This window comes from Pseudomonas persica (assembly GCF_900291015.1).
Classification (GTDB): Bacteria; Pseudomonadota; Gammaproteobacteria; order Pseudomonadales; family Pseudomonadaceae; genus Aquipseudomonas.
Genome location: NZ_OLKL01000006.1, coordinates 151,272 through 175,915, shown reverse-complemented (window position 1 = coordinate 175,915; position 24,644 = coordinate 151,272). Strand labels below are relative to the sequence as shown.

At 63.0% G+C, this 24,644-nt stretch carries 20 protein-coding genes and 2 pseudogenes; 7 read left to right on the top strand and 15 right to left on the bottom strand.

The window, feature by feature from the left end; translation table 11 throughout:
- Positions 1-13: 13 nt before the first annotated feature.
- Entirely contained in the window at positions 14-1,264 is a 1,251-nt protein-coding gene (locus tag FQ664_RS02025) for a sarcosine oxidase subunit beta family protein (protein WP_003255680.1), read from the bottom strand.
- A 15-nt stretch (positions 1,265-1,279) separates the two neighbouring features.
- Complete coding sequence (locus tag FQ664_RS02020; RefSeq protein WP_144170222.1) at positions 1,280-2,533, bottom strand: serine hydroxymethyltransferase; 1,254 nt, start codon at positions 2,531-2,533, stop codon at positions 1,280-1,282.
- A gap of 328 nt (positions 2,534-2,861) precedes the next feature.
- Here FQ664_RS02020 and FQ664_RS02010 point away from each other — a divergent pair, with 328 nt between their 5' ends.
- A complete protein-coding gene (locus FQ664_RS02010; RefSeq protein ID WP_144170221.1) occupies positions 2,862-3,902 on the top strand; it encodes a threonine aldolase family protein in 1,041 nt (346 codons plus the stop codon).
- A gap of 106 nt (positions 3,903-4,008) precedes the next feature.
- Here the strand turns inward: FQ664_RS02010 and FQ664_RS28165 are convergent, their stop codons facing one another.
- The 4 genes and pseudogenes from FQ664_RS28165 to FQ664_RS01995 form a co-directional block, all read right to left on the bottom strand.
- Complete coding sequence (locus FQ664_RS28165) at positions 4,009-4,737, bottom strand: methyl-accepting chemotaxis protein (protein WP_474707132.1); 729 nt, start codon at positions 4,735-4,737, stop codon at positions 4,009-4,011.
- Between the two features lie 135 nt (positions 4,738-4,872).
- Positions 4,873-5,901 (bottom strand): annotated as a pseudogene (locus tag FQ664_RS28160) (HAMP domain-containing protein); the annotation flags it as partial.
- Between the two features lie 222 nt (positions 5,902-6,123).
- Positions 6,124-6,426, bottom strand: coding sequence for a cell division protein ZapA (locus tag FQ664_RS02000; RefSeq protein WP_144170219.1), 303 nt, complete (start codon positions 6,424-6,426; stop codon positions 6,124-6,126).
- Positions 6,423-6,653 (bottom strand): hypothetical protein, encoded by a 231-nt coding sequence (locus tag FQ664_RS01995; protein WP_003257514.1) that lies wholly within the window; start codon positions 6,651-6,653, stop codon positions 6,423-6,425. Before FQ664_RS01995 ends, FQ664_RS02000 begins: the two co-directional genes overlap by 4 nt.
- Before the next feature lie 275 nt (positions 6,654-6,928).
- Between FQ664_RS01995 and FQ664_RS28155 the strand changes: the two are divergent.
- Together FQ664_RS28155 and FQ664_RS28150 are read left to right on the top strand one after the other, a co-directional pair.
- Positions 6,929-7,699, top strand: a pseudogene (locus tag FQ664_RS28155) (MCP four helix bundle domain-containing protein); the annotation flags it as partial.
- Positions 7,682-8,554, top strand: coding sequence for a methyl-accepting chemotaxis protein (locus tag FQ664_RS28150; RefSeq protein WP_474707131.1), 873 nt, complete (start codon positions 7,682-7,684; stop codon positions 8,552-8,554). The pseudogene FQ664_RS28155 and the gene FQ664_RS28150, both read left to right, overlap by 18 nt.
- A gap of 126 nt (positions 8,555-8,680) precedes the next feature.
- On the opposite strand, the gene gbcB is transcribed toward FQ664_RS28150, so the two are convergent.
- The gene (gene gbcB / locus FQ664_RS01985) at positions 8,681-9,781 is read right to left on the bottom strand and encodes a glycine-betaine demethylase subunit GbcB (protein ID WP_144170217.1); all 1,101 of its coding nucleotides are present in this window, start codon (positions 9,779-9,781) and stop codon (positions 8,681-8,683) included.
- A gap of 294 nt (positions 9,782-10,075) precedes the next feature.
- Between gbcB and gbcA the strand changes: the two genes are divergently transcribed.
- Positions 10,076-11,368, top strand: coding sequence for a glycine-betaine demethylase subunit GbcA (gene gbcA / locus FQ664_RS01975; protein ID WP_144170215.1), 1,293 nt, complete (start codon positions 10,076-10,078; stop codon positions 11,366-11,368).
- Between the two features lie 46 nt (positions 11,369-11,414).
- On the opposite strand, the gene FQ664_RS28020 is transcribed toward gbcA, so the two are convergent.
- The 7 genes from FQ664_RS28020 to FQ664_RS01940 all read right to left on the bottom strand — a co-directional run bounded on the left by FQ664_RS28020 (position 11,415) and on the right by FQ664_RS01940 (position 20,788).
- Entirely contained in the window at positions 11,415-12,194 is a 780-nt protein-coding gene (locus FQ664_RS28020; protein ID WP_144170214.1) for an RHS repeat-associated core domain-containing protein, read from the bottom strand.
- Between the two features lie 789 nt (positions 12,195-12,983).
- A complete protein-coding gene (gene etfB / locus FQ664_RS01965) occupies positions 12,984-13,754 on the bottom strand; it encodes an electron transfer flavoprotein subunit beta (RefSeq protein WP_144170213.1) in 771 nt (256 codons plus the stop codon).
- A gap of 10 nt (positions 13,755-13,764) precedes the next feature.
- Positions 13,765-14,997: an electron transfer flavoprotein subunit alpha gene (etfA, locus tag FQ664_RS01960; protein ID WP_144170212.1), complete on the bottom strand. Its 1,233-nt coding sequence runs from the start codon at positions 14,995-14,997 to the stop codon at positions 13,765-13,767.
- Positions 14,997-16,949 (bottom strand): dimethylglycine demethylation protein DgcB, encoded by a 1,953-nt coding sequence (gene dgcB, locus FQ664_RS01955; RefSeq protein WP_144170211.1) that lies wholly within the window; start codon positions 16,947-16,949, stop codon positions 14,997-14,999. The genes etfA and dgcB overlap by 1 nt, the downstream gene beginning before the upstream one ends.
- A 177-nt stretch (positions 16,950-17,126) precedes the next feature.
- On the bottom strand, positions 17,127-19,187 hold the full coding sequence (gene dgcA, locus FQ664_RS01950; protein WP_144170210.1) for a dimethylglycine demethylation protein DgcA: 2,061 nt from the start codon (positions 19,185-19,187) through the stop codon (positions 17,127-17,129).
- Positions 19,188-19,202: 15 nt separating this feature from the next.
- Complete coding sequence (locus FQ664_RS01945; protein WP_046614486.1) at positions 19,203-19,733, bottom strand: DUF5943 domain-containing protein; 531 nt, start codon at positions 19,731-19,733, stop codon at positions 19,203-19,205.
- A 77-nt stretch (positions 19,734-19,810) separates the two neighbouring features.
- Complete coding sequence (locus FQ664_RS01940) at positions 19,811-20,788, bottom strand: dipeptidase (protein WP_144170209.1); 978 nt, start codon at positions 20,786-20,788, stop codon at positions 19,811-19,813.
- A gap of 297 nt (positions 20,789-21,085) precedes the next feature.
- Here FQ664_RS01940 and FQ664_RS01935 point away from each other — a divergent pair, with 297 nt between their 5' ends.
- Positions 21,086-21,487, top strand: coding sequence for a lysozyme inhibitor LprI family protein (locus tag FQ664_RS01935; protein ID WP_144170208.1), 402 nt, complete (start codon positions 21,086-21,088; stop codon positions 21,485-21,487).
- Between the two features lie 98 nt (positions 21,488-21,585).
- Here FQ664_RS01935 and FQ664_RS01930 read toward each other — a convergent pair whose 3' ends face one another.
- Positions 21,586-22,530 (bottom strand): GlxA family transcriptional regulator, encoded by a 945-nt coding sequence (locus tag FQ664_RS01930; protein ID WP_144170207.1) that lies wholly within the window; start codon positions 22,528-22,530, stop codon positions 21,586-21,588.
- 145 nt (positions 22,531-22,675) lie between these two features.
- On the opposite strand from FQ664_RS01930, the gene choX reads away from it, so the two are divergent.
- Together choX and cdhC are read left to right on the top strand one after the other, a co-directional pair.
- A complete protein-coding gene (gene choX, locus FQ664_RS01925) occupies positions 22,676-23,620 on the top strand; it encodes a choline ABC transporter substrate-binding protein (protein ID WP_144170206.1) in 945 nt (314 codons plus the stop codon).
- Between the two features lie 123 nt (positions 23,621-23,743).
- Positions 23,744-24,628, top strand: coding sequence for a 3-dehydrocarnitine:acetyl-CoA trimethylamine transferase CdhC (cdhC, locus tag FQ664_RS01920; RefSeq protein WP_144170205.1), 885 nt, complete (start codon positions 23,744-23,746; stop codon positions 24,626-24,628).
- The last annotated feature ends 16 nt before the right edge of the window (positions 24,629-24,644 follow it).

The following is a 24,644-nucleotide window of genomic DNA, read 5'->3' as shown; positions in this document are numbered from 1 at the left end:
ACGGTGTCTCCGGTTAGTGGGCGACGGCGGCGGCGCCGTGTTCGTCGATCAGTGCGCCGTTGTAGAAACGGTCCATGGAGAACGGCGCGGCCAGTGGGTGCATTTCGCCCTTGGCCAGGCTCGCGGCGAAGACGTTGCCCGAACCCGGGGTCGCCTTGAAGCCGCCAGTACCCCAACCGCAGTTGAAGAACATGTTCTTGACCGGGGTCTTGGTGATGATCGGGCAAGCGTCCGGCGAGGTATCGACGATGCCGCCCCACTGGCGGTTCATGCGAACGCGCGAGAGGTTGGGGAACATTTCGACGATGGCCTGCAGGGTGTGCTCGATCACCGGGTACGAACCGCGCTGACCGTAGCCGACCCAGCCGTCGATACCGGCACCGATCACCAGGTCGCCCTTGTCGGACTGGCTGATGTAGCCGTGTACGGCGTTGGACATGATCACACTGTCGATGATCGGCTTGATCGGCTCGGATACCAGCGCTTGCAGCGGGTGCGATTCCAGCGGCAGGCGGAAGCCGGCCAGTTTGGCCATGTGCCCGGAGTTACCGGCGGTGACCACGCCGACGCGCTTGGCGCCGATGAAGCCTTTGTTGGTTTCCACGCCGATGACCGCGCCGTTTTCCTTGCGGAAGCCGATCACTTCGGTCTGCTGGATCAGGTCGACGCCCAGGGCGTCGGCGGCACGGGCAAAGCCCCAGGCCACGGCGTCGTGACGGGCCACGCCGCCACGGCGCTGTACAGTAGCACCGAGGATCGGGTAGCGGGTGTTCTTCGAGCAGTCCAGGTACGGGATTTCGGCCGCGACCTGGGCGGTGTTCAGCAGCTCGCCATCCACACCGTTGAGGCGGTTGGCCGAGACGCGACGCTCGGAGTCACGCATGTCCTGCAGGGTGTGGCACAGGTTGTAGACGCCGCGCTGGGAGAACATCACGTTGTAGTTGAGGTCCTGGGACAGGCCCTCCCACAACTTCATGGCGTGCTCGTACAGGTGCGCCGACTCGTCCCACAGGTAGTTGGAACGCACGATGGTGGTGTTACGGGCGGTGTTGCCGCCGCCCAGGTAGCCCTTCTCGATCACGGCAACATTGGTAATGCCGTGCTCTTTGGCCAGGTAGTAGGCCGTGGCCAGGCCATGGCCGCCACCGCCGACGATAACCACGTCGTAGACCTTTTTAGGGGTTGGCGTGCGCCACATGCGCTGCCAGTTCTCGTGGTGGCTGAGGGAGTGCTTGAAAAGGCCGAAGCCCGAGTAACGTTGCATGGTGTGTGACTCCACTCAGCGGTAAACAGGGAAATCTGCGCACAGGGCCGCGACGTTCTTCGCCACATCGGCTTCGACGTCTGCGTCACCGAGGTTGTCGAGGATGTCGCAGATCCAGCCAGCCAGAGCCACACACTGGGCAACCTTGAAGCCACGAGTGGTGACGGCCGGGGTGCCGATGCGCAGGCCCGAGGTGACGAACGGCGACTGCGGGTCGTTCGGCACGGCGTTCTTGTTGACGGTGATATGCGCGCGGCCCAGGGCGGCGTCGGCATCTTTACCGGTGAGGCCCTGGCGAATCAGGCTGACCAGGAACAGGTGGTTGTCGGTGCCACCGGAGACCACATCGTAGCCACGGTCGATGAACACCTGGGCCATGGCCTGGGCGTTTTCGATCACTTGTTGCTGGTAGGCCTTGAATTCAGGCTCCAGCGCTTCCTTGAAGCACACGGCCTTGGCGGCGATCACGTGCATCAGCGGGCCGCCCTGGGCGCCAGGGAATACCGCGGCGTTCAGCTTCTTCTCGATCTCTTCGTTGGCCTTGGCCAGGATCAGGCCGCCACGTGGGCCGCGCAGGGTCTTGTGGGTGGTAGTGGTAACCACATCGGCGAACGGGATCGGGTTCGGGTACAGGCCAGCGGCAACCAGGCCGGCTACGTGGGCCATGTCGACGAACAGCAGCGCACCGACCTTGTCGGCGATGGCGCGGAAACGTGGGAAGTCGAGGGTCTTGGAGTAGGCCGAGAAGCCGGCAACGATCATTTTCGGCTTGTGCTCGACCGCCAGGCGCTCGACTTCGTCGTAGTCGATCAGGCCGGTGTTGGTGTCGATGCCGTATTGCACAGCGTTGTACAGTTTGCCCGAAGACGACACCTTGGCGCCGTGGGTCAGGTGGCCGCCGTGGGCCAGGCTCATGCCGAGGATGGTGTCACCAGGTTGCAGCAGGGCCAGGTAGACCGCGCCGTTGGCCGAAGAGCCGGAGTGCGGCTGAACGTTGGCGTAGTCGGCACCGAACAGCTGCTTGGCACGCTCGATAGCCAGGGCTTCTACCTTGTCCACGTGCTCGCAGCCACCGTAGTAGCGCTTGCCCGGGTAGCCTTCGGCGTACTTGTTGGTCAGGCCGCTGCCTTGGGCCTGCATCACGCGCTTGGAGGTGTAGTTTTCCGAGGCGATCAGCTCGATGTGGTCTTCCTGGCGCTGTTCTTCGGCATTCATCGCCGCCAGCAGTGCATCGTCGTAACCCTGGATCTGGTCTTGCTTGCTGAACATCGTGTATCTCCCGGCAGCGATCGTTTTTTGTCGTGGGACACTGTGGCCCTTTGTGGCGATGTTATGACTGGCCGGGTCAGGTCAGATGCCTGCGCACGCCTTGCAATGGCGCGTTTACGACATTGGCTTTTGTGTTGACTGTGCCGGCCCTTTCGCCGGTGAACCCGCTCCCACACTGTTCGGCGTGCACAGGTCCATTGCAGGAGCGGGTTTACCCGCGAAGAGGCCGGCACAGACAACCCTGAAATCAGCACATGCACCGCTTGTATAGGCAACTGCTGAATCGATGGTTTAGAGTGCTGCTCTGCGTCGTTCACAGGAAAGTGCCATGACAGACAAGAGCCAACAATTCGCCAGCGACAACTATTCCGGTATCTGCCCCGAAGCCTGGGCGGCGATGGAGAAGGCCAACCATGGCCACGACCGCGCCTACGGCGACGACCAGTGGACCGAACGCGCCGCGGAATACTTCCGCAACCTGTTCGAAACCGACTGCGAGGTGTTCTTCGCCTTCAACGGCACCGCTGCCAACTCCCTGGCCCTGGCCTCGCTGTGCCAGAGCTACCACAGCGTGATCTGCTCCGAGACTGCCCACGTCGAGACCGACGAATGCGGTGCACCGGAGTTCTTCTCCAACGGCTCCAAGCTGCTGACCGCGCCCAGCGTCAACGGCAAGCTGACGCCCGAGTCAATCCGCGAGGTGGCGCTCAAACGCCAGGACATCCACTACCCCAAGCCGCGGGTGGTCACCATCACCCAGGCCACAGAGGTAGGCACGGTCTATCGCCCCGAGGAGCTGAAGGCGATCAGCGCCACCTGCAAGGAGCTGGGCCTGAACCTGCACATGGACGGCGCGCGCTTTACCAATGCCTGCGCGTTCCTGGGTTGCAGCCCGGCCGAGCTGACCTGGAAGGCTGGCATCGATGTGCTGTGCTTTGGCGGCACCAAGAACGGCATGGCGGTGGGCGAGGCGATCCTGTTCTTCAACCGCCAGCTGGCCGAGGATTTCGATTACCGCTGCAAGCAGGCCGGGCAACTGGCGTCGAAAATGCGCTTCCTCTCGGCGCCGTGGGTGGGATTGCTGGAAGATGGCGCGTGGTTGCGCCATGGCAATCACGCCAACCATTGCGCACAGCTGCTGGCCGCGCTGGTGAGTGACTTGCCGGGGGTGGAGCTGATGTTCCCGGTGGAGGCCAACGGGGTGTTCCTGCAGATGCCGGAGCACGCGATCGAAGCGCTGCGCGGCAGGGGGTGGCGGTTCTATACCTTCATTGGTAGCGGCGGGGCGCGGTTCATGTGCTCATGGGATACCGAGGAAGAGCGGGTGCGCGAGCTGGCGGCGGATATCCGCGCGATCATCGGCGCCTGACAGGCCGCATTCGCGGGTAAACCCGCTCCCACAAGGATCGCGCAGGTTTCAAGGCCAGTGCTGAACCTGTGGGAGCGGGTTTACCCGCGAAGAAGCCAACACGGATTTAAAGCCTGAACCCCCCCATCTGCCGCGCCAGGTCATCCGCCAAGCCACGCAGCGCCTGGCATTCCTCACGACAGCCCTGCACCTCTGCCGCGGTCTCCCGCGCCAGGTCGGAAATCCCCTGCACCGTGCGGTTGATTTCCTCGGTCACCGCCGACTGCTCTTCCGTCGCCGTGGCCACCTGATGGTTCATGTCGCTGATGTGTTCCACCTGATCGGTAATCGCACCCAACGACGCCCCGGTACACTGGCTCGACGCCACCCCACTACCCGTCGCCTGCTGCCCCGCCTGCATCGAGCTCACCGCCGAACCCGCACCGTGTTTCAAGCGCTGGATCATCTGCTGCACTTCATCGGTGGACAGCTGCGTGCGCCGGGCCAGCGTGCGTACCTCATCGGCCACCACGGCAAATCCACGCCCCATCTCCCCTGCCCTGGCCGCCTCGATGGCGGCATTCAGCGCCAGCAGGTTGGTCTGCTCGGAAATGCTACGGATCACCGCCAAAACTTCATCGATCGAGGCCACTTCATCGGCCAATTGGCTGACCGCATCGGCCGCTTTGCCGATATCCCCCGACATACCCTCGATACCACGAATCGAGCGTTGCACCACCTCACGCGCCTGCAAGGCTTCTTCCCGCGCCGACTGCGAGGCCTGCGCCGCATCGCCGGCGTTGCGGGCAATGTCCTGCACGGTCAAACCCATTTCATGCACGGCAGTGGCGACCATCTCGGTCATTTCCTGCTGGCGCCCGGAACGCTCAGCGGTGTTGTCCACCACCTGCGTCACCTGCGCGACCGCCTGGTGCAGCCGCTCGGAGGTGTGCAGGACCTCGCCGATCAGCCGGCGCTGGCTGTCGAGAAAGCGGTTGAAGCCACGCGCCAGGTCGCCCAGTTCGTCCTGGCGTGAATCGTCCAGCCGGTGGCTGAGATCACCCGCACCACCGCCGATCTGCACCAACGCCGCAGTGACGCGGCGGATCGGCCGCACCAGGCCACGCGCCAGCAGCACCACCAGCAACAGCGACACCAGGGCCACGGCACCACCGATCAGGCTGGTCAGCCATACCGCCTGATGCATTTGTGCGTAGATCTCCTCCTCCGGCACCTCGGCCACCAAGGTCCAGTTGAGGTCGCGCAGGGGCATAGCGAGCGCCAGGTAGCTTTCGCCGTCACGGCTGAAGCGGCTGCTGCGCAGGCCTTCGCCACCGGTCATCAGCGCCTTGGCGGCATCCGCGCCGAGTTGTTCGGTGAGCTGGCGTTTACCGCTGAAGGCAGCGTCCGGGTGCACCTGGATCAGGCCATCGTTACGCACCAGGAACACCTTGCCGTGCTCGGCAAAGTTGAAGTCATGGATCAGCTTCGACAGCTCGGTCATGCGCAGGCCCATACCGGCTACGCCAACCAGTTGGCCATTCTTTTCCATGCGATAGTCGATGAACAGCGCGAGTTCGCCGGTGGTACCGTCGATGTCGATATTGATCAGGCGCTCGGCACCGCTGTCGATGTAGCCGTAGAACCATTTGTCCTTGGGGTTGCTGCGACTGAGGGTACGGTCCAGGCCATTCTCGTTGTAGTAGTGGCCGGTTTCGGTCGAGACGAACAGGGTGGTGAAGGCCTGATTGCGCTGCTTGGCGGCAGTCAGGTATTCGACGAAGGGTTCGGCCTGGGCGGGGTCTTCACCAGCGGCAAGCCAGTCGCGCAGCAGGGTGTTGCCGGCAATGTCCGCCGCGGCCACCAGAGGCTGGCCTAGCATGCGCTCGATATCGTTGCGGATGGCCTCGATACTGGCGGGCAGTGCGGTATCGACCAGGTAGCGTTCGGTGAGGCGATTGAGCGCCACCGTGAAGATAATGACCACCACCAGGATGCTCGCCAGCAGGGCGGCGCCCATGCTGGTGATCAACTGCCACTGGATGCTCTTACGCCAGATACGCATGCCCCTACTCCCCGCACATTATTGTTTTGCGGAAAGTGTATACACTTGCGTATCCAGTTAATCCAGTATTCTGAAGCAATCCGCCGCCCCCCCGTGGGAGCGGGTTCATCCGCGAGATGGTGAGGCCACTGACGCATTCGCGGGTAAACCTGCTCCCACAGGGGCCGGTGCAGGGCCTTATTGCTCGGCAATGGTCCGCACGATGGCATCCACCGTGGCGTCGATCTGCGCCTGGGTACGCTCCAGCGTCCTGCGGTGTTCGTCCTGCAACTCGATCTGTCGCGAACACAGGTTCAGCGCGGCCAGCACCAGCAGCTTGTCGCCGATCAGGGTCGGGTACTGACGCTTGGTCTGGGCCAGGGCGGTGTTGAGCATCTGCACCGCCTGGGCCAGGGTTGCTTCCTGGCCTTCAGGCGCCTTGATCGAATAGTCGTTGCCGAGGATCGACACGACATTGATCGGCTGCGCTCGCAGTGTCATGCGCCGACGACGCCGGCGTTGGCGCGCTCGAGCAGGGCCTGCAGGCGTGCGGCGGTGCTGCCATTTTTCTCTTCCTGCTCCATCAGCGACAGCTGCAGGGTTTCGTTCTCTTCCTTGGCCTGGGCCAGTTCCTGGCCGAGGGCGGCGTTCTGCTCGGTGAGTTGAGCGTTCTTCTGCATCAGGTCGCTGACCAGTTGCTCGATTTGATTCAGGGAAGCTTCCAGCATGGGTCTATCTCAGGTTGTTGCGAGGGGCGCACACGATAAAGAAAAGTGCGGCCCATCGCCATTAAATATCCGATTCACGAGGTGTCTAACCCGCAGATTGACAGAGGAACCAGCCCCTTGTTCCGACCTGGGTCAACCGCCGGTCAGGAAACGCCAGCAGTCGCACAATTTTCGCCGGGCGCACTCAAGCGTGACTCGACCCGACCGATACCCCGGAAAGTCATATTCCGTCGCACTGGGTGCGTCACCTTCACTAGCCTGGATCTGCCCAAACCATGTCATTACGCAACATGAATATCGCTCCGCGCGCGCTGCTCGGCTTTGCCCTTATCGGCCTGCTGATGCTCGGCCTCGGTATCTTCTCCCTGGTGCAGATGGGCAACATCCGCCAGGCCGGCCTGGTCATCGAGCAAATCAGCGTGCCCAGCATCAAGGTTCTCGACGAGATCAATGCGCTGAACCTGCGCCTGCGCAGCCTCTCCTACCGCCTGCTGGTGAACCGCGAGGCGCAGACCCAGCAGGAAACCCTGAACCTGCTGGACCAGCGCAACCTGGAGATCGACCGTGCCCGTCAGGTGTACCTGCCGCTTATCAGCGCCGCCGACGAACAGGCTGCGTACGACCAGTACGTTCAGCTGCTCACCCAGTACCGCCAGCTGGAGTCGCGCATGCGCAGCCTGAGCCAGGCCGGCCGTGTCGACGAACTGCGCGACCTGCTCAACCGCGACCTGCTGGCCAACTCCGAGCAGATCAACAAGATCATGGAGACCCTGGTGCGCATCAACACCGAGCAGACCCGCGCCACCAACCAGACAGCTGCCAGCCAGTACAGCACCGCCTTCACCCTGGTCATCAGCCTGCTGGTCACCGCCACCGTGCTGACCTTGCTCTGTGCCTTCCTGCTGACCCGCAGCATCGTCAAGCCGATCGAAGAAGCCCTCAAGAGCGCCGAGCAAGTCGCCGATGGCGACCTGACCCACGTCATCCGCGCCGAAGGCAGCGACGAAGCCGCCCGCCTGCTGCGTGCCATGGCCCGCATGCAGGACAAGCTGCGCGACACGCTGCAGCTGATTGCCGGCTCCGCCACCCAGCTGGCCTCGGCAGCGGAAGAACTCAACAGCGTCACCGACGAAAGCGCCCGTGGCCTGCAGCAGCAGAACAACGAAATCGAGCAGGCGGCCACCGCCGTGACCGAGATGACCAGTGCCGTGGAAGAAGTGGCGCGCAATGCAGTGAGCACTTCGGAAGCGTCCAGTGAGGCCAGCCGCTCGGCTGGCGATGGCCGTGACCTGGTCATGGAAACCGTGGGCGCCATCGAACGCATGAGCGGCGACGTGCAGGCCACCGCCACGCTGATCACCCACCTGGCTGAGCAGTCGCGTGATATCGGCAAGGTGCTCGATGTGATCCGTGGCCTGGCCGACCAGACCAACCTGCTGGCACTCAACGCGGCGATCGAGGCAGCGCGGGCCGGTGAGGCGGGCCGTGGTTTTGCCGTGGTAGCCGATGAGGTGCGGGCGCTGGCTCATCGCACCCAGCAGTCGACCAGTGAGATCGAGCGGATGATCGGCAGTATTCAAGGGGGTACGGAAGAGGCAGTGGAATCGATGCGCACCAGCACCGAACGCGCTGAGTCCACCCTCAATATTGCCCGTGGCGCGGGTATGGCGCTGGACACCATTGCCGGGGCGGTGGCGCAGATCAACGAGCGCAACCTGGTGATTGCCAGCGCGGCGGAAGAGCAGGCGCAGGTGGCACGGGAAGTGGACCGCAACCTGGTAAACATCAACGACCTGTCGGTACAGAGTGCTACCGGGGCACATCAGACCAGTGCGGCGAGTGCGGAGTTGTCGCGACTTGCTGTAGACCTCAACGGCCTGGTAGCCCGCTTCCGCACCTGAAGAAGCCGGGGCCGCTTTGCGGCCCATCGCCGGCAAGCCCGGCTCCCGCACCGACCGCAAGCGCAGTACCTGTAGGAGCCGCGCTTGCCGGCGATGGACTGCAAAGCAGCCCACTGCATTCCCGGATCAGTAATCGATCCGCACATCCCCTTTCGGCACACTGCAGCACGACAGGATGTAGCCCTCGGCTTCGTCCTCTTCGGTAATGCCGCCGTTGTGCTCCATCTCCACTTCGCCGCCCAGCTTGAGCACCTTGCAGGTACCGCAGATGCCCATGCCGCAGGCTTTCGGGATCATCAGGCCAACCTTGGCCGCCGCCGCGTGCACGGTCTCGCCCGGGGCGATGCGGATGCTCTTCTCGCTGCCGATGAACTCCACCAGGTTGAGGTCGGCCGCGTCCAGTTCCGGCGCGTCGGCAGCCTGCTCGGCGTGCTCCACTGCATCGGCCTTGGCCTCAGGCGGCGTCGCACCGAACGATTCCTCGTGGTAGTTCTTCATGTCGAAGCCGACCGCTTCGAGCATGCGCTTGACCGCGCTCATGTATGGCGTCGGGCCGCAGCAGAACACTACGCGGTCCATGTAGTCCGGCGCGATCAGCTCCATCAGGCGCTGGTTGAGGTAGCCGCGATAACCCGCCCATGGCTCACCCAGGCCATGCTTTTCGCAAATGATATGCAGGCTGAAATTGGGAATGCGCGAAGCCATCTGCTCCAGCTCGCGGTGGTAGATGATGTCCTTCGGCGAACGGGCACTGTGCACGAACACCATGTCGACATTGCCGTTGGTGTCGTAGAACCAGCGCGCCATCGACATGACCGGGGTGATGCCGACACCGCCCGAGAGGTACAGCACCTTCGGCGCCGGGAAGTCGATTGCGTTGAACAGCCCCACCGGGCCATGCACCGGCAGCTCGGTGCCTTCGTGCATGGTGTCGTGGAGGAAGTTGGACACCAGGCCACCCGGCACACGCTTGACGGTGATCGAGAAGCTGTAGGGCACCGACGGCGAACTGGAGATGGTGTAGGAGCGCATCACCGGTTTGCCTTCGATCTCCAGCTCCAGGGTGACGAACTGCCCTGGCTTGAAGAAGAACATGATCGGCTGGTCGGCCATGAAGCAGAACGTGCGCACGTCCCAGGTCTCCTGGATGACCTTGACGCAGCGCACGATGTGGCGGCCGTTGGCCCAGGTCTGGGTAGTGACCGGATTGAGGAAGGTATCGGACATGTTCATCTCCAGCAGCCGACTATTGGCCTTTTATGGCTTGGATAATGCGCAAGCTGAAGGCGACGTACATTCCTGCCAGCGACATCGGCGTGCTTATCGCGACCAGCCCCGCGCTGCAAGGGCTGGCGCGTCGTAATTCAAATCGGCCATGTCGCCCATGGATACGGTTCATGGCGCCTTCGGACGCACACTCCACGGCAAAACAACCAGCTGTTTCTTGATGAGCAGCCTTGCGGCACCACAACAACGATTAGCCACCTTTTGCCGGCCGCACACGGCCCCGAGGAATACACGATGGACGTCACCGCAACCCTGAGTCTGGGCGATCCACTGGAACCTGCACGCAAGGCCACCGCCGAGATGCTGCAGACCCGCGAGCGAACCTACTCGCTGCCCCAGCCTTTCTACAACGACGAGCGTCTGTTCCAGATCGACATGCAGGAGATCTTCCACAAGGAGTGGCTGATCGCCGGCATGACCTGCGAGATCCCGGCCAAGGGCAACTACATCACCCTGCAGATCGGCAAGAACCCGATCATCGTGGTACGTGGCGCCGAAGGTAAAGTGCATGCCTTCCATAACGTCTGCCGCCACCGTGGTTCGCGCCTGTGCGTCAGCGACAAGGGCAAGGTGGCCAAGCTGGTCTGCCCGTACCACCAGTGGACCTACGAGCTGGACGGCCGCCTGCTGTTCGCCGGTACCGAAATGGGTGCCGACTTCGACATGAACCAGTACGGCCTCAAGCCGGTGAACGTGAAGGTCGCCGGTGGCTACATCTTCATCAGCCTGGCGGAAAACCCGCCGGCCATCGACGAGTTCCTGGCCACCCTGGACCACTACATGGAACCGTACGACATGGAGAACACCAAGGTGGCGGTGCAAACCACCTTGATGGAAAAGGCCAACTGGAAGCTGGTGCTGGAAAACAACCGCGAGTGCTACCACTGCAACGGTTCGCACCCGGAGCTGCTGCAAACCCTGCTGGAATGGGACGACACCAACGACCCACGCGCCAGCCAGGAATTCAAGGACCACGTGGCCGCCTCCGCTGCCGCCTGGGAAGCCGAGAAGATCCCGTACCTGCACAAGAGCCACGGCCTGCGTAACCGCATCGTGCGCATGCCGCTGCTCAAAGGCACCGTGTCGATGACCATGGATGGCAAGCAGGCCTGCCAGAAGCTGATGGGCCGCATCAAGAACCCGGACCTGGGCTCGATGCGCATCCTGCACCTGCCGCACTCGTGGAACCACTGCATGGGCGACCACATGATCGTGTTCACCGTGTGGCCGATCAGCGCCCAGGAAACCATGGTTACCACCAAGTGGCTGGTGCACAAGGATGCCGTGGAAGGCGTCGACTACAACCCTGAGAACATGCGCAAGGTGTGGGACGCCACCAACGACCAGGACCGTCGCCTGGCCGAAGAGAACCAGCGTGGCATCAACTCCACCGCATACCAGCCTGGGCCATACTCGAAGACCTACGAGTTTGGCGTGGTCAACTTCATTGACTGGTACAGCCAGCGAGTGTTGAACAACCTGGGGGCGGAGCCGGCGCCTTATCTGAAGGAAGTGCAGGCGCAGTAAGCGATTGCACCGAACTTTGGAGGGGTTGAACCATGGCCCCTCCAATTCACCTCGAATGTCGTCGTTGTCTAACCCCCATCGTATCGCTCTGAAAAGCCCATGAATCTGGAGTCCCCTCGCTGGAACTTACTCGGTTGACTTCCGGAGCAGGACGGTTGATTACAGATTGCCGCACCGGCAGACCACGCTGAGGTGAGGTCTCTACGCTTTCCAATGCAATTTCCGCAGCAACCTCAGCCGGTATTCCCCCTGCCAGCAAATCGAAGTTCTTACTTACCTGCCTTAAAGGACTGGTCCCAGGGCCGACCGCAGCGTTGATAGCGCGTGCACCGGTAGCCGCCAGACTTATCGCCGTACCGACATTCGCCCCAAAAATTGCACCCTCCACTCCTGCGAATTGCGCCGCAGCACTTCCCAAGCTCAACAGTGAGCCGAATGTACTCGTTCGCGCAGCATTAAGCCCCAGACGATCGGTAGGCGAAGGTCCCAGGAAGTTGTACCCCAAGGTCAGTGCATTCGATGCCATCCCCAAACCTCGTAAAGTCAGGGCTGCCGTTTCGAAAACCTGGCCTGTCGGATCGTGCCGATTGACTGGCTCACCACCGCAGTAAGCGTAGACATTGATGCCCCCTCGGCCAAATGGGCTGAGGCTATCAGGGCTCAGAAATCGCATCAGAGTTGGGCTGTAGAAGCGATGACCGTTTCCCAACGGGTAATTGCCAGTCACTGGATCCCGATACTGTCCACAAAAAGCCAGCCCGGCAGCAACGGCTACGTTGATAACGCCGTGAGGCGTATAAGCACGAGGGCCGAAAAATGTTCCCATGAGTTATCCACAAATGCGAAGAATTGCGGACACGGTAATGGCTGGGTGGAACTTGGCATACTGGCAAAAATGTCAGGCCTGCCGTTGATCATTATTTGATCAGAATCGACAAGGACGCATGCTCACTGGGCTACAGCGGAGTTCATACACCTTGTCCACAGATACACCAACAGAGTTTGTGGGCAACTGATGATTTTTCTGCAATCGAGTTGTGGATAAGCGAATCAAGGCCCTGATTATCAAGGATCTCGCTGGATTCAGGAGAGATTGATCGTTTTTTGAACAAATCTATCAAGGCCTTTAACTACGCTGCTTGCAGCCGCTATCGAACAGATTATCCACAGACCGGCTAACAGCGATTGTGGGCAAAATCAGGAAGAGACTGACGCTTGCGCATGCGAAGGCAGGGAGAAATCCTGATCGTTTTTTGATCAACACCTTGAAGGCGCCGTAATACGAGGCCTGCAGCCATGCGCCAACACTTTATCCACACCTTGGCGAACAGATTTGGTGGGCAAAAACAGTTGTACCTGCAGTGCCTGTCTGTTTCGCAGGATTTGCCACAGTATCTGGATGCCAAATGCTTTTTGGTACCGCCCAGAGCGTTACTTATGCACAGCTTGAACGAGACATTGGGCAACTGGCGTTCAATGTGCTTCGGCAATGCCACTATGCTGCCTGCACCGGCCTCATCGTCGGCAAGCCAGCTCCCACAGGATCACCGCTGCCTTCGGGCTCGGTGCAATACCTGTGGGAGCTGGCTTGCCGGCGATGAGGCCGGTACAAGTTTCAGCGCAGCACGCCCTCTTCCACCAGCAGCTTGAGGATGGCTTCGGCGCCTTCCTGTGGCGAAACGTCCTTCAGCACCTTGCCACCGCCACCACTGGCCTTGGCGGTTGCCGCCTTCATCCGGTCGGCGCCGCTCTTGGCCTTGATCACCTTCAAGCGCTTGGGCCGTGGGCGAGCCGGTTGCAGCTCGGCTTCGGCCAGCAGTTCGTCTTCGACGATGGCCACGTTGCGCGCCGCCAGTACACCCCGACGCGCCGGCCCGAAAGCGCTCTGGCGCGGCTTGGGCGCAGCGTTATCCACAGTCGCCAGCAACGGCAGGCGCACCTTCAGCCGACGCCGCTGACCACGCGGCAAAGCCTGCAGCACCTGGGCGGTGCCGTTGTCGATCGACTCCACTTCGGCCAGCCCGACAATCAGCGGCCAGCCGAGCTTTTCGGCCAGCAGGAACGGCAACATACCCGATCCCTCGCCAGTCTCGGCCTGGCTGCCGGTCAGCACCAGCTGTGCCCCGGCGTCGCGCAGGTAATCGCCGAGCACGCCCAGTACATCGGCACCGGCCGGCTGCTCCAGAACATCCAGGTGGTCCAGGCCCATGCCCAGGTAGGCGCGCAGCGCCTCTTCCCGTGGGTCGCCGGCATGCACCACCTGCAAGTTATCCCCAGCCAGTTGCAAACCCAGCTCCACGGCGCGGGCATCCTGCTCGGCGCGGCGGGCGCGGCCGGAGCTGGGGTGGGCACCAATGGAAACCAGGCTGATGACTTTCGTATTCATGCTTGTGCCCTTATGCCGCGTCACGCTGGCCGCCGCTGCGGTAGTTGTCCACAGCCTCGATCAGTGCCTGGAGAATCGCCGAACTGTCGCCAATCACCGACAGGTCGGCCCGTTTGATCATGTCGCAGCCTGGGTCCATGTTGATCGCCACCACCTTGTCGCAGGCACCGATGCCCTGCAGGTGCTGGATCGCGCCCGAGATACCCACAGCCACGTAGACCCGCGCGGTAACCCAGGTACCGGTGGCACCCACCTGGCGGTTGCGCGGCATGAAGCCGTCGTCCACCGCCACCCGCGAGGCGCCTTCGGTGGCGCCCAGGGCCGCAGTGGCCTTGTGGTACAGGTCCCAGTCCTTGACCCCGTTGCCGCCCGAGACAATGAACTCGGCCTCGGCCATGGCAATGGTGGCCGGGTCCACGGCCACCGAACCGAGGTCTTCGATACGCGACAGGCTGCGCGCCACGCCTGTGGACAACTCCACCGGCAAGGCTTCGTGACGGGTTTCGCTGACCGGCTCGGCACACTCGGCCGCCGCCAGGATCAGGCGTGGTACGGCGCGCTGCAGGTCTTGCTGGCCGGCACCGGCACGGCCGATGCACTGGCCGTCCTTGACCTGCCATACCCGCGTTGCCGGGCGCTCGCCCAGTGCCGCGCCCAGGCGCCGGCCCAGTTCGCCGCCACCGGTGCGGCTGTCGGGCAGCAGCCAGTGACGCGGGGTGAACTGGTTATCCACAGCACGCAGGCCTTGTACCAGTTGCTCCGGTGCATAACCTTCGAAAGCTTCACCCTCGATGACCAGCAGGCGGTCGACCCCGGCTGTGGAAAAGTTGCTTTCCTTGTGCTCGCCAAACACCACCGCCAGCACCGCACCGTCGCTGCCGGCCAGGCTGTGGGCCAGGCCGAGCAGGTCGCGGTCGTGGCTGCTCAGGCGGCCACCGACCATGTCCGGCACCACGGCAATGTAGAACGCCGGCGCCGGCACCTGGTGCAGCGGCAGCTTGACCTCGGCCGCCGCCGTGCGCCGCCCGCCCACAGCAGTGCCCTGCTGGGCGCCGCTGCGGTCGATACGTTTGAGGCCGGCCGGGCCGATAAAACCTGCGGCGATGGCATGGGGGTTCTTGCGGATGAGGCCGTTGGGGCCCATCCAGCTGGTTTGCTGCGTCTGCATCGCTGCATGCAGCGGGTGCAGACGGTTACGGGCGATCCACTCGGCGCGCGGGTCGCGGCGGATAATGTCGCTCATCAGTGCACCTCCGCAGGTTCACGTTTAGCCGTTTGCGGCTTTGCGGCGGCAGCCGTGTCCTCATCGATCAGCACGTCGGCGACCAGCTCGGCCAGGTCCTTGATCTGTGGGCGCGGTTCGACCACGCCTTCGAGCATCGCAGTGCACTGTGGGCAACCCACTGCCACCAGCTCGGCCTCGGTCTCGCGGATGTCGTCCATGCGCATGTCGGGGATACGCTGCTTGCCCGGGATGTCGGTGATCGGCGCACCGCCGCCACCGCCGCAGCAACGGGAACGGAAGCCCGAGCGCTGCATCTCGCGCACTTCGATACCCAGCGCCTTGAGCACTTCACGCGGGGCTTCGTACTCACCGTTGTAACGGCCCAGGTAGCACGGGTCGTGGTAGGTGACGCTGCCGCCCTTGTGCTGGCCGAGGTTCAGCTTGTTGGCCGCGATCAGTTCGGCAATGTAGGTGCTGTGGTGCTGCACTTCGTAGTCGCCGCCCAGGGCGCCGTACTCGTTCTTCAGCACATGGAAGCTGTGCGGGTCGCAGGTGACGATGCGCTGGAACTTGTACTTGGCCAGGGTCTGGATATTGCGCTTGGCCAATTGCTGGAAGGTCGCTTCGTCGCCCAGGCGACGTGCCACATCGCCGCTGTCGCGTTCTTCCAGGCCGAGCACCGCAAAGTCCACGCCCGAAGCCTTGAGCACTTTGACGAACGAGCGCAGGGTGCGCTGGTTGCGCATGTCGAAGGCACCGTCACCGACCCAGAACAGCACCTCGGTGGTTTTCACCTCCGACAGCAGTTGCAGGTTGAGGTCGGCGGCCCAGTTCATGCGCCCGCCAGGGGCGAAACCGCCCGGGTTGTCGGTGGCGATCAGGTTGTCCAGCACTTCGGCGCCCTTGTTCGGGGTAGCGCCTTTTTCCAGGGTGAGGTGACGGCGCATGTCGACGATGGCATCGACGTGCTCGATCATCATCGGGCATTCCTCGACGCAGGCGCGGCAAGTGGTGCACGACCACAACGTTTCGGCATCGACCAGGCCATTGACGATCGGCTGGTGCGGGTGGCCGCCGTGTTCACCGATCGGTTTGCCCGGGTAAGGGCTGCCGGCGAATTGCGCGTCGGTGCCACCGGCCAGGCCGATGACCATGTCCTGGATGAGCTTTTTCGGGTTCAACGGCTGGCCGGCGGCAAAGGCCGGGCACATGGCTTCACATTTACCGCACTGCACGCAGGCGTCGAAGCCCAGCAGCTGGTTCCAGGTGAAGTCCACCGGCTTTTCCACGCCCAGCGGCGCATTCGGGTCTTCCAGGTCCAGCGGCTTGAGGCCGGTGGAGCGGCCGCCGCCGAAGCGTTCGGCGCGGCGGTGCCAGGCCAGGTGCAGGGCACCGGCGAAGGCGTGTTTCATCGGGCCGCCCCAGGTCATGCCGAAGAACAGCTCCGACACGCCCCACAGCACGCCCAGGCCGAGAATGCCGACCATCACCCAGCCACCGGTGTTGGCCGGCAGGATGCCGGCGACCGGCAAGGTGGCGATGAAAAAGCTGACGGCAAACGCCAGCAGACTCTTCGGCAGGCGCATCCACGGGCCCTTGGACAGGCGCGAAGGCGGGTTGAGGCGGCGTTTGAAGACGAAGATGGCGCCGCTGAACATGATCACCGTGGCGACCAGCAACGCGTAGCCGAGGATCTTGCTCTGCAGGCCGAAGCCGTGCACCAGGATCGCCAGCACGGCCGACAGCACGAAGCCGCCTGCGGTGGCCACGTGGGTCTTGGACATGTACTTGTCGCGCTCGACCACATGGTGCAGATCCACCAGGTAACGACGCGGCATGGCCAGCAGGCCGCCGATCAGGTTGACCTTGGACGGCCGGCCACGGCGCCACATGCGCACCCGGCGCAGGGCGCCGAGCACTGCCAGGCCAAGGGCAGCGAACAGCAGGATGGGTAGAAGGGTGTTCAACATGGGAGGCTCCCACAACAGCTGGATTCTTGCGCCACTCTGAAGATGGGATTGGCCCCCTGTGGGAGCGGGTTTACCCGCGAATGCGTCAGATCAGACAACGCTGTTGCTTGTGCTGACGCTTTCGCGGGTGAACCCGCTCCCACAGGGACCGCGCCCGGTGGTGACGATTTTTCTCGATCAGAAGTCCTTGCACAGGCGCAAGGCGTCATAGATCGCCGCATGCACGTTGCGCTGGGCCACGCAGTCGCCGATGCGGTACAGCAGGTAGCCTTCGCCTGGCTGGCTGAGGATCGGCTGTGGCTTGATGGCGAACAGCGCCTCCACATCGATCTGGCCTTTGTTGCGCGAACCTTCCTTCAGGGCGTAGTACAGCTGCTCGTCAGGACGCACGCCGTTCTCTACCACCACCTGGTCGACCACACGCTCTTCCTTGGCGCCGGTGTATTCGTTCTCCAGTACCGCCACCAGCTTGTCACCTTCGCGGTAGACCTTTTCCAGCATCATGTCGCCGGTCATGATCACTTCTTTCGGGTACATGCTGCGGTAGTAGGTCGGGAAGGTAGTACCACCCATGGCCACGCCCGGCTTGATGTCGTCGGTGACGATCTCGACCTGGCTGCCCTTGTCGGCGATGAAGTCAGCCACCGACATGCCGGTGAACTCGCAGATGGTGTCGTACACCAGCACGTTCTTGCCCGGCGCAACCTTGCCGTCGAGCACATCCCAGCTGCTGACCACCAGCCCTTCGGCGGCGCCCCAGTGCTCGTTCTGCTCCAGGAAGGAATGGCCACCCACCGCCAGCACGATGATGTCCGGGCGCAGATCCTGGATGGCGGCCACGTCGGCGGCGGTGCCCAGGCGCAGGTCGACCTTCAGGCGTGCCAGTTCCAGTTGGTACCAGCGGGTGATACCGGCGATCTGGTCACGCTGCGGGGCCTTGGCGGCGATGGTGATCTGCCCGCCGATCTGCTCCTTCTTCTCGAACAGGGTCACGTCGTGGCCACGCTCGGCAGCCACGCGGGCCGCTTCCATGCCGGCAGGGCCGGCGCCAACTACCACCACCTTGCGCTTGGCGCCGGTGGTCTTCTCGATGATGTGCGGCACGCCCATGTATTCACGGGAGGTCGCGGCGTTCTGGATGCACAGCACGTCCAGGCCCTGGTACTGGCGGTCGATGCAGTAGTTGGCACCGACGCACTGCTTGATCTGGTCGATCTGGCCCATCTTGATCTTGGCGATCAGGTGCGGGTCGGCGATGTGCGCACGGGTCATGCCGACCATGTCCACGTAGCCGCCTTCAAGGATACGCGTGGCCTGGTTCGGGTCCTTGATGTTCTGCGCGTGCAGCACCGGGACCTTGACCACTTCCTTGATGCCGGCCGCCAGGTGCAGGAACGGCTCCGGCGGATAGCTCATGTTGGGGATGACGTTGGCCAGGGTGTTGTGGGTGTCGCAACCCGAGCCGACCACGCCGATGAAGTCGATCATGCCGGTCGCATCGTAGTAGGCGGCGATCTGCTTCATGTCCTCGTGGCTGAGGCCATCGGGGTGGAACTCGTCACCGCAGATACGCATGCCCACGCAGAAGTCGTCACCAACTTCGGCACGCACGGCTTTCAGTACTTCCAGGCCGAACTTCATGCGGCCTTCGAAGGTGCCGCCCCATTCATCGGTACGCTTGTTGACGCGCGGGCTCCAGAACTGGTCGATCATGTGCTGGTGCACGGCCGACAGTTCCACGCCGTCCAGGCCGCCTTCTTTGGCGCGACGGGCAGCTTGCGCGTAGTTGCCGATCACGCGCCAGATCTCTTCCACCTCGATGGTCTTGCAGGTGGCACGGTGCACCGGTTCACGGATACCCGACGGCGACATCAGGGTCGGCCAGTTGAAGCCATCCCAGCGCGAGCGACGGCCCATGTGGGTAATCTGGATCATGATCTTGGCGCCATGCTTGTGCATGGCGTCAGCCAGGTTCTGGAAATGCGGGATGATGCGGTCGGTCGACAGGTTGACCGACGACCACCATTCCTGCGGGCTGTCGATGGCCACCACCGACGAGCCACCGCAGATCGCCAGGCCGATACCGCCCTTGGCCTTCTCTTCGTAGTACTTCACGTAGCGGTCGGTCGTCATGCCGCCGTCAGTGGCGTAGACCTCGGCGTGCGCGGTGCTGAGCACACGGTTGCGGATGGTCAGTTTGCCGATCTGGATCGGCTGGAACATTGCTTCGAATGCCATGACGCTATCTCCGGCTTACAACGGCTTGACGACGAACAGGCCATCTTCGTGGCCTTCTTCCGACCCGCCATAGACCTGTTCGGCCACGGTGCGGATCGAGCTGCCACGGGCAGCGAGAATCTGGTCCATGGCACCGGCGAACCAGCCGGTGAACATGTAGTCGACCTTGCGGCCGCACTTGCCATAGACATACACGAACGCGGAGTGCTTGAGCTTGACGCTGCAGGTGCCCTTGTCGAGGTCGATGTCCTGGATTTCGAACAGGCCCCAGCCACGCTGGCTCAGGCGCTTCATGTAGTGCTCGAACACCGCCACGCCTTCCAGACCATGGCACTCGGCTTCTTTTTCACACCAGTGCCAGGCGGACTTGTAGCCGGCCTTGTAGAGGATCTCGGCGTACTTGTCAGCGCCCAGGACTTCTTCGATGCCCATGTGGTTGTTGACGAAGAAATGGCGCGGCACATACAGCATCGGCAGGGCGTCGCTGGTCCAGACACCGGTCTCGCTGTCGACTTCGATTGGCAATTGCGGGGCGATCTTGGCCATGGAAACTCAACTCCATAAAAATTTTGTTTGGGATGCCCCGGCGTTGCTGGCAGGGGCTTTCAGGCTTGGAGAGCGGCTTACTCGCCCCACACGTCCTTGAGGACGTTGACCCAGTTCTCGCCCATGATCTTGCGCACCACGCGCTCGGAGTGGCCGCGCTTGAGCAAGGTTTCGGTGAGGTTGGGGAATTCGCCCACGGTACGGATGCCCAGCGGGTTGATGATCTTGCCGAAGTTGGTCAGGCGACGGGCGTAGCCCTTGTCGTGGGTCAGGTACTCGAAAAAGTCCTGGCCGTGGCCCTGGGTGAAGTCGGTACCGATACCGATGGCGTCTTCACCGACGATGTTCATGGTGTACTCGATGGCCTCGGCGTAGTCGTCGATGGTCGAGTCGATGCCCTTGGCCAGGAACGGCGCGAACATGGTCACGCCAACGAAGCCGCCGTGGTCGGCGATGAACTTCAGCTCTTCGTCCGACTTGTTGCGCGGGTGCTCTTTCAGGCCCGAAGGCAGGCAGTGCGAATAGCAGACCGGCTTTTTCGACTCGAGGATGACTTCTTCGGAGGTTTTGGAGCCGACGTGGGACAGGTCGCACATGATGCCGACACGGTTCATTTCGGCGACGATCTCGCGGCCGAAGCCCGACAGGCCGCCGTCACGCTCATAGCAACCGGTGCCCACCAGGTTCTGGGTGTTGTAGCACATCTGCACGATGCCCACGCCCAGCTGCTTGAACACGTCGACGTAGGCGATCTGGTCTTCGAAGGCGTGAGCGTTCTGGAAGCCGAAGAGGATGCCGGTCTTGCCCAGCTCCTTGGCCCTGCGGATGTCAGCGGTGGTACGCACCGGCATCACCAGGTCGCTGTTGTCGCGGATCAGCTTCTGGCTGGCGGCGATGTTGTCGACAGTAGCCTTGAAGCCTTCCCAGACCGACACCGTGCAGTTGGCCGCAGTCAGCCCGCCTTTGCGCATGTCCTCGAACAGCTCGCGGTTCCATTTGGCAATGATCAGGCCGTCGATGACGATGCTGTCGGCGTGAAGTTCGGCTGGGCTCATCAGGCTGTCCCCTTTTATTGAATGGGTTTGCGCCAAACCTTATTGCCGGCGCTTTGGGGCCAGCATATGCCTGTGCCCAAAGGCGCCCCGATGCAAAAACGACAGGGGGTTTGCCGAAAGCGTCAATGCGCGACAACACGCCTGTTCTGAGGCATTGACCGCGGCCTCTGGCGATGAGAGACAGTCTCGATAACGACGTTTGCGGCGGCTTTATGAACATTTCGTCAGGGAGCTACCGCCTTGCCCTCGGCTGAGCGAGAATCCCAGCGATTCGTCAGCCTGTTGAGGAGAAAACGGATGAAATCAATGGCATGGCTGGTACTGCTGGCTGTCGTATCGGGCGCCCAGGCCGGCGAGGAGGAAAGCACCCCGTGCGACAACGTCGAGACCGACCAGCAGAGCTACGCCTGCGCGGCGTTCAACAAGCAGACCGCCGAGCGCGAGCTGAAAGCGGCGTATGACGAACTGATCCAGCGCATCCGCGACCAGTATGCCGACGAAAGCGACCAGGCCAGCGCCCTGGTCGGGCGCATGGACGCCGCCGAGAAGCTGTGGACACAGTTGCGCGATGCTGATTGCAAGGTCGAGACCTATGCCGAGAAGCCCGGCAGCAAGGCGTTCCAGGCGGCGTGGGATACCTGCGTGGCGCAGCGCAGTGATGACCGTTCGGAGTACCTGCAGTCCATCGGCCAGCAGTAAACCTGCTCTGGCCTCTTCGCGGGTAAACCCGCTCCCACAGGACCTCGCCGCCTGTGAGCGTTGCGCAGTACCCGCGAAGAGGCCAGAACAGGAGGAAATCAAACCACCCGGGCCAAGCGGTCCTCCCGCGGGCAGCGCTGATAGCGGGCCCGGTAGCAGCGGGTAAAGTACGAAGCCGATTCGAACCCGCACGCCACCCCCACCTCCAGCACACTCATGTCGGTCTGGCGCAACAACTGCCTGGCCTTGTCCAGGCGCAGTCGCAAATAGAACCCACTGGGTGTGTCATCCAGGTGCACACGGAACAGCCGCTCCAGCTGGCGCCGGGTCACCTGCACCGCTTCGGCCAGCACCTGGGTATTGAGCGGCTGCTCGGTGTTGCGCTCCATTTCACCAATCACCTTCACCAGCTTCTTGTTGCTGATGCCATAGCGGCTGGCGATCTGCATGCGCTGGTGGTCCTGTCGCTGACGGATACGTCCGAGCACGAATTGCTCCGACACCTGCACCGCCAGTTCACTGCCATGGGCCTGGGCAATCAGGTCGAGCATCAGGTCGATCGAAGCAGTGCCACCGGCACAGGTGATACGCCGCCGGTCGATCTCGAACAGCTCCTGGGTCGCCTGCAGGTTCGGGTAGTTCTCCTTGAACGCCTCCAGCGCCTCCCAGTGCACGGTGGCGCGGTGGCCGTCGAGCAGGCCGGCCTCGGCCAGCACCACCGCGCCGGTATCGATACCACCCAGAACCACCCCCTCATGGTCCAGCCGGCGTAGCGCCTGCTGCAGCGTCGGCCCGTAACAGGCCAGCGGCTCGAAACCGGCGACGATCAGCAGGGTGCCGCCAGGCTCGCCCGCGGCCAGCGCCGCATCGGCGTTAACCGACATGCCATTGCTGGCCTGCACCGCCCCGCCATCCAGGCTCAATACCTGCCAGCGATACAACGGGCCCTTGAAGCGGTTGGCCACCCGCAGTGGCTCCAGGGCACTGATGAAACCCATGGCCGAGAAGCCGGGCAACAACAGGAAATGAATGATTTGCGGCATTGCATGCTCCACGGCAAAGGTGGTCGCCTCCGTGCAAGTGTTGGTCGCCAGGGTGCGATTTTCCACCCTGGCAGCAGCGTAGCGTGTTCACACGGCCCAGAGAGGCCGGCCCCTATAAAAAACGCCCTGCCGATGGAGAGCCACCATGCAACGCTTGATCCGCCGCAGCCTGTTATCCGTAGCCCTGACCACTATCGTCGCTTCCCCGCTGTATGCCGCGGAACCCGTGGCCTGCAAGAACGTCCGTCTGGGCGTGGTCAACTGGACCGACGTCATCGCCACCAGCGCCATGGCCCAGGTGCTGCTCGATGGCCTTGGCTACCAGACCAAACAGACCAGCGCTTCGCAGCAGATCATCTTCGCTGGCATCCGCGACAAACGCCTGGACATGTTCCTGGGTTACTGGAACCCGATCATGACCCAGACCATCACCCCGTTCGTCGACGCCAAGCAGGTCAAGGTGCTCGACAAGCCCAGCCTGGAAGACGCCCGCGCCACCCTGGCGGTGCCCAAGTACCTGGCCGACAAGGGCCTGAAGACCTTCGCCGACATCCACAAGTTCGAAAAGGAACTGGGCGGGAAAATCTACGGCATCGAACCGGGCTCCGGCGCCAACACCCAGATCAAGGCGATGATCGCCAAGAACCAGTTCGGCCTGGGCAAGTTCCAGCTGGTCGAGTCCAGCGAGGCCGGCATGCTCGCCGCCGTTGACCGCGCAGTGCGGCGCAACGAGGCCGTGGTGTTCTTCGGCTGGGCACCGCACCCGATGAACGTGAACATCGACATGGTCTACCTGGGCGACAGCCAGGACGCCCTGGGCCCTGACGAAGGCCGCGCGACAGTGTGGACAGTGACCGCGCCGGACTACGCCGAACGCTGCCCCAACGCCCACCGCCTGCTGGCCAACCTGAACTTCAGCGCTGAAGACGAGAGCCGCATGATGCAGCCGCTGCTCGACCACAAGGATGCGCTGGAATCGGCCCGCCAGTGGCTCAAGGACCACCCCGAGGACAAGGCCCGCTGGCTGGAGGGTGTGACCACCTTCGATGGCAAGCCAGCTGCCGACAACCTCAAGCTCAGCACCAACTGATCCGGCCCCTTCGCGGGTAAACCCGCTCCCACAGGTTACGCGCATGCCAGGAACACCACGGTGCTCCTGTGGGAGCGGGTTCACCCGCGAAAAGGCCACCACAGACACCACAAGGACCCCGCCATGAACCACGACGTCATCATCACCTGCGCTCTCACCGGCGCCGGCGACACCGCCTCGAAAAGCCACCTTGTTCCCGTCACCCCCAAGCAGATCGCCGAGTCAGCCGTAGAAGCCGCCAAAGCCGGCGCCACCGTGGTCCATTGCCACGTCCGCGACCCGCAAACCGGCCGTTTCAGCCGTGACGTGGCGCTGTACCGCGAAGTCATGGAGCGCATCCGCGAAGCCGACGTGGACATCATCGTCAATCTCACCGCCGGCATGGGCGGCGACCTGGAAATCGGCCCGGGTGAAACACCGCTGGAATTCGGCGCGGGCACCGACCTGATCGGCCCACTGGAGCGTCTGGCCCACGTCGAAGCACTGCTGCCGGAAATCTGCACCCTCGACTGCGGCACGCTCAACTTCGGTGACGGCAACTCGATCTACGTTTCCACCCCGGCACAACTGCGCGCCGGCGCCAGGCGCATCACCGAACTGGGGGTGAAAGCCGAGCTGGAAATCTTCGACACCGGCCACCTGTGGTTCGCCAAGCAGATGATCAAAGAAGGCCTGCTCGACGACCCACTGTTCCAGCTGTGCCTGGGCATCCCGTGGGGCGCCCCGGCCGATACCACCACCATGAAGGCGATGGTCGACAACCTGCCGGCCAACGTCACCTGGGCCGGCTTCGGCATCGGCCGCATGCAAATGCCGATGGCCGCCCAGGCGGTGCTGCTGGGTGGCAACGTGCGGGTGGGCCTGGAGGACAACCTGTACCTCGACCGTGGCGTGCTGGCCAGCAACGGCCAACTGGTCGAGCGTGCGGTGGAGATCATTTCGCGCCTTGGCGCCCGTGTGCTGACCCCGGCCGAAGGCCGGGAAAAGATGAACCTCAAACGCCGCTGATCCATTCAGGAGATCG

Coding starts and splice junctions, on each gene's coding strand:
- dgcA (WP_144170210.1), bottom strand. CDS start 19,187: ATGGCATTCGAAGCAATGTTCCAGCCGATCCAGATCGGCAAACTGACC.
- FQ664_RS01940 (WP_144170209.1), bottom strand. CDS start 20,788: ATGAGCCCAGCCGAACTTCACGCCGACAGCATCGTCATCGACGGCCTG.
- FQ664_RS28165 (WP_474707132.1), bottom strand. CDS start 4,737: ATGGTCGCCACTGCCGTGCATGAAATGGGTTTGACCGTGCAGGACATT.
- gbcA (WP_144170215.1), top strand. CDS start 10,076: ATGGACGTCACCGCAACCCTGAGTCTGGGCGATCCACTGGAACCTGCA.
- etfA (WP_144170212.1), bottom strand. CDS start 14,997: ATGAGCGACATTATCCGCCGCGACCCGCGCGCCGAGTGGATCGCCCGT.
- FQ664_RS02025 (WP_003255680.1), bottom strand. CDS start 1,264: ATGCAACGTTACTCGGGCTTCGGCCTTTTCAAGCACTCCCTCAGCCAC.
- FQ664_RS01995 (WP_003257514.1), bottom strand. CDS start 6,653: ATGCTGGAAGCTTCCCTGAATCAAATCGAGCAACTGGTCAGCGACCTG.
- gbcB (WP_144170217.1), bottom strand. CDS start 9,781: ATGTCCGATACCTTCCTCAATCCGGTCACTACCCAGACCTGGGCCAAC.
- FQ664_RS28150 (WP_474707131.1), top strand. CDS start 7,682: ATGGCCCGCATGCAGGACAAGCTGCGCGACACGCTGCAGCTGATTGCC.
- choX (WP_144170206.1), top strand. CDS start 22,676: ATGCAACGCTTGATCCGCCGCAGCCTGTTATCCGTAGCCCTGACCACT.
- FQ664_RS01930 (WP_144170207.1), bottom strand. CDS start 22,530: ATGCCGCAAATCATTCATTTCCTGTTGTTGCCCGGCTTCTCGGCCATG.
- FQ664_RS01935 (WP_144170208.1), top strand. CDS start 21,086: ATGAAATCAATGGCATGGCTGGTACTGCTGGCTGTCGTATCGGGCGCC.
- FQ664_RS01945 (WP_046614486.1), bottom strand. CDS start 19,733: ATGGCCAAGATCGCCCCGCAATTGCCAATCGAAGTCGACAGCGAGACC.
- cdhC (WP_144170205.1), top strand. CDS start 23,744: ATGAACCACGACGTCATCATCACCTGCGCTCTCACCGGCGCCGGCGAC.
- FQ664_RS28020 (WP_144170214.1), bottom strand. CDS start 12,194: ATGGGAACATTTTTCGGCCCTCGTGCTTATACGCCTCACGGCGTTATC.
- etfB (WP_144170213.1), bottom strand. CDS start 13,754: ATGAATACGAAAGTCATCAGCCTGGTTTCCATTGGTGCCCACCCCAGC.
- FQ664_RS02020 (WP_144170222.1), bottom strand. CDS start 2,533: ATGTTCAGCAAGCAAGACCAGATCCAGGGTTACGACGATGCACTGCTG.
- FQ664_RS02000 (WP_144170219.1), bottom strand. CDS start 6,426: ATGACACTGCGAGCGCAGCCGATCAATGTCGTGTCGATCCTCGGCAAC.
- dgcB (WP_144170211.1), bottom strand. CDS start 16,949: ATGTTGAACACCCTTCTACCCATCCTGCTGTTCGCTGCCCTTGGCCTG.
- FQ664_RS02010 (WP_144170221.1), top strand. CDS start 2,862: ATGACAGACAAGAGCCAACAATTCGCCAGCGACAACTATTCCGGTATC.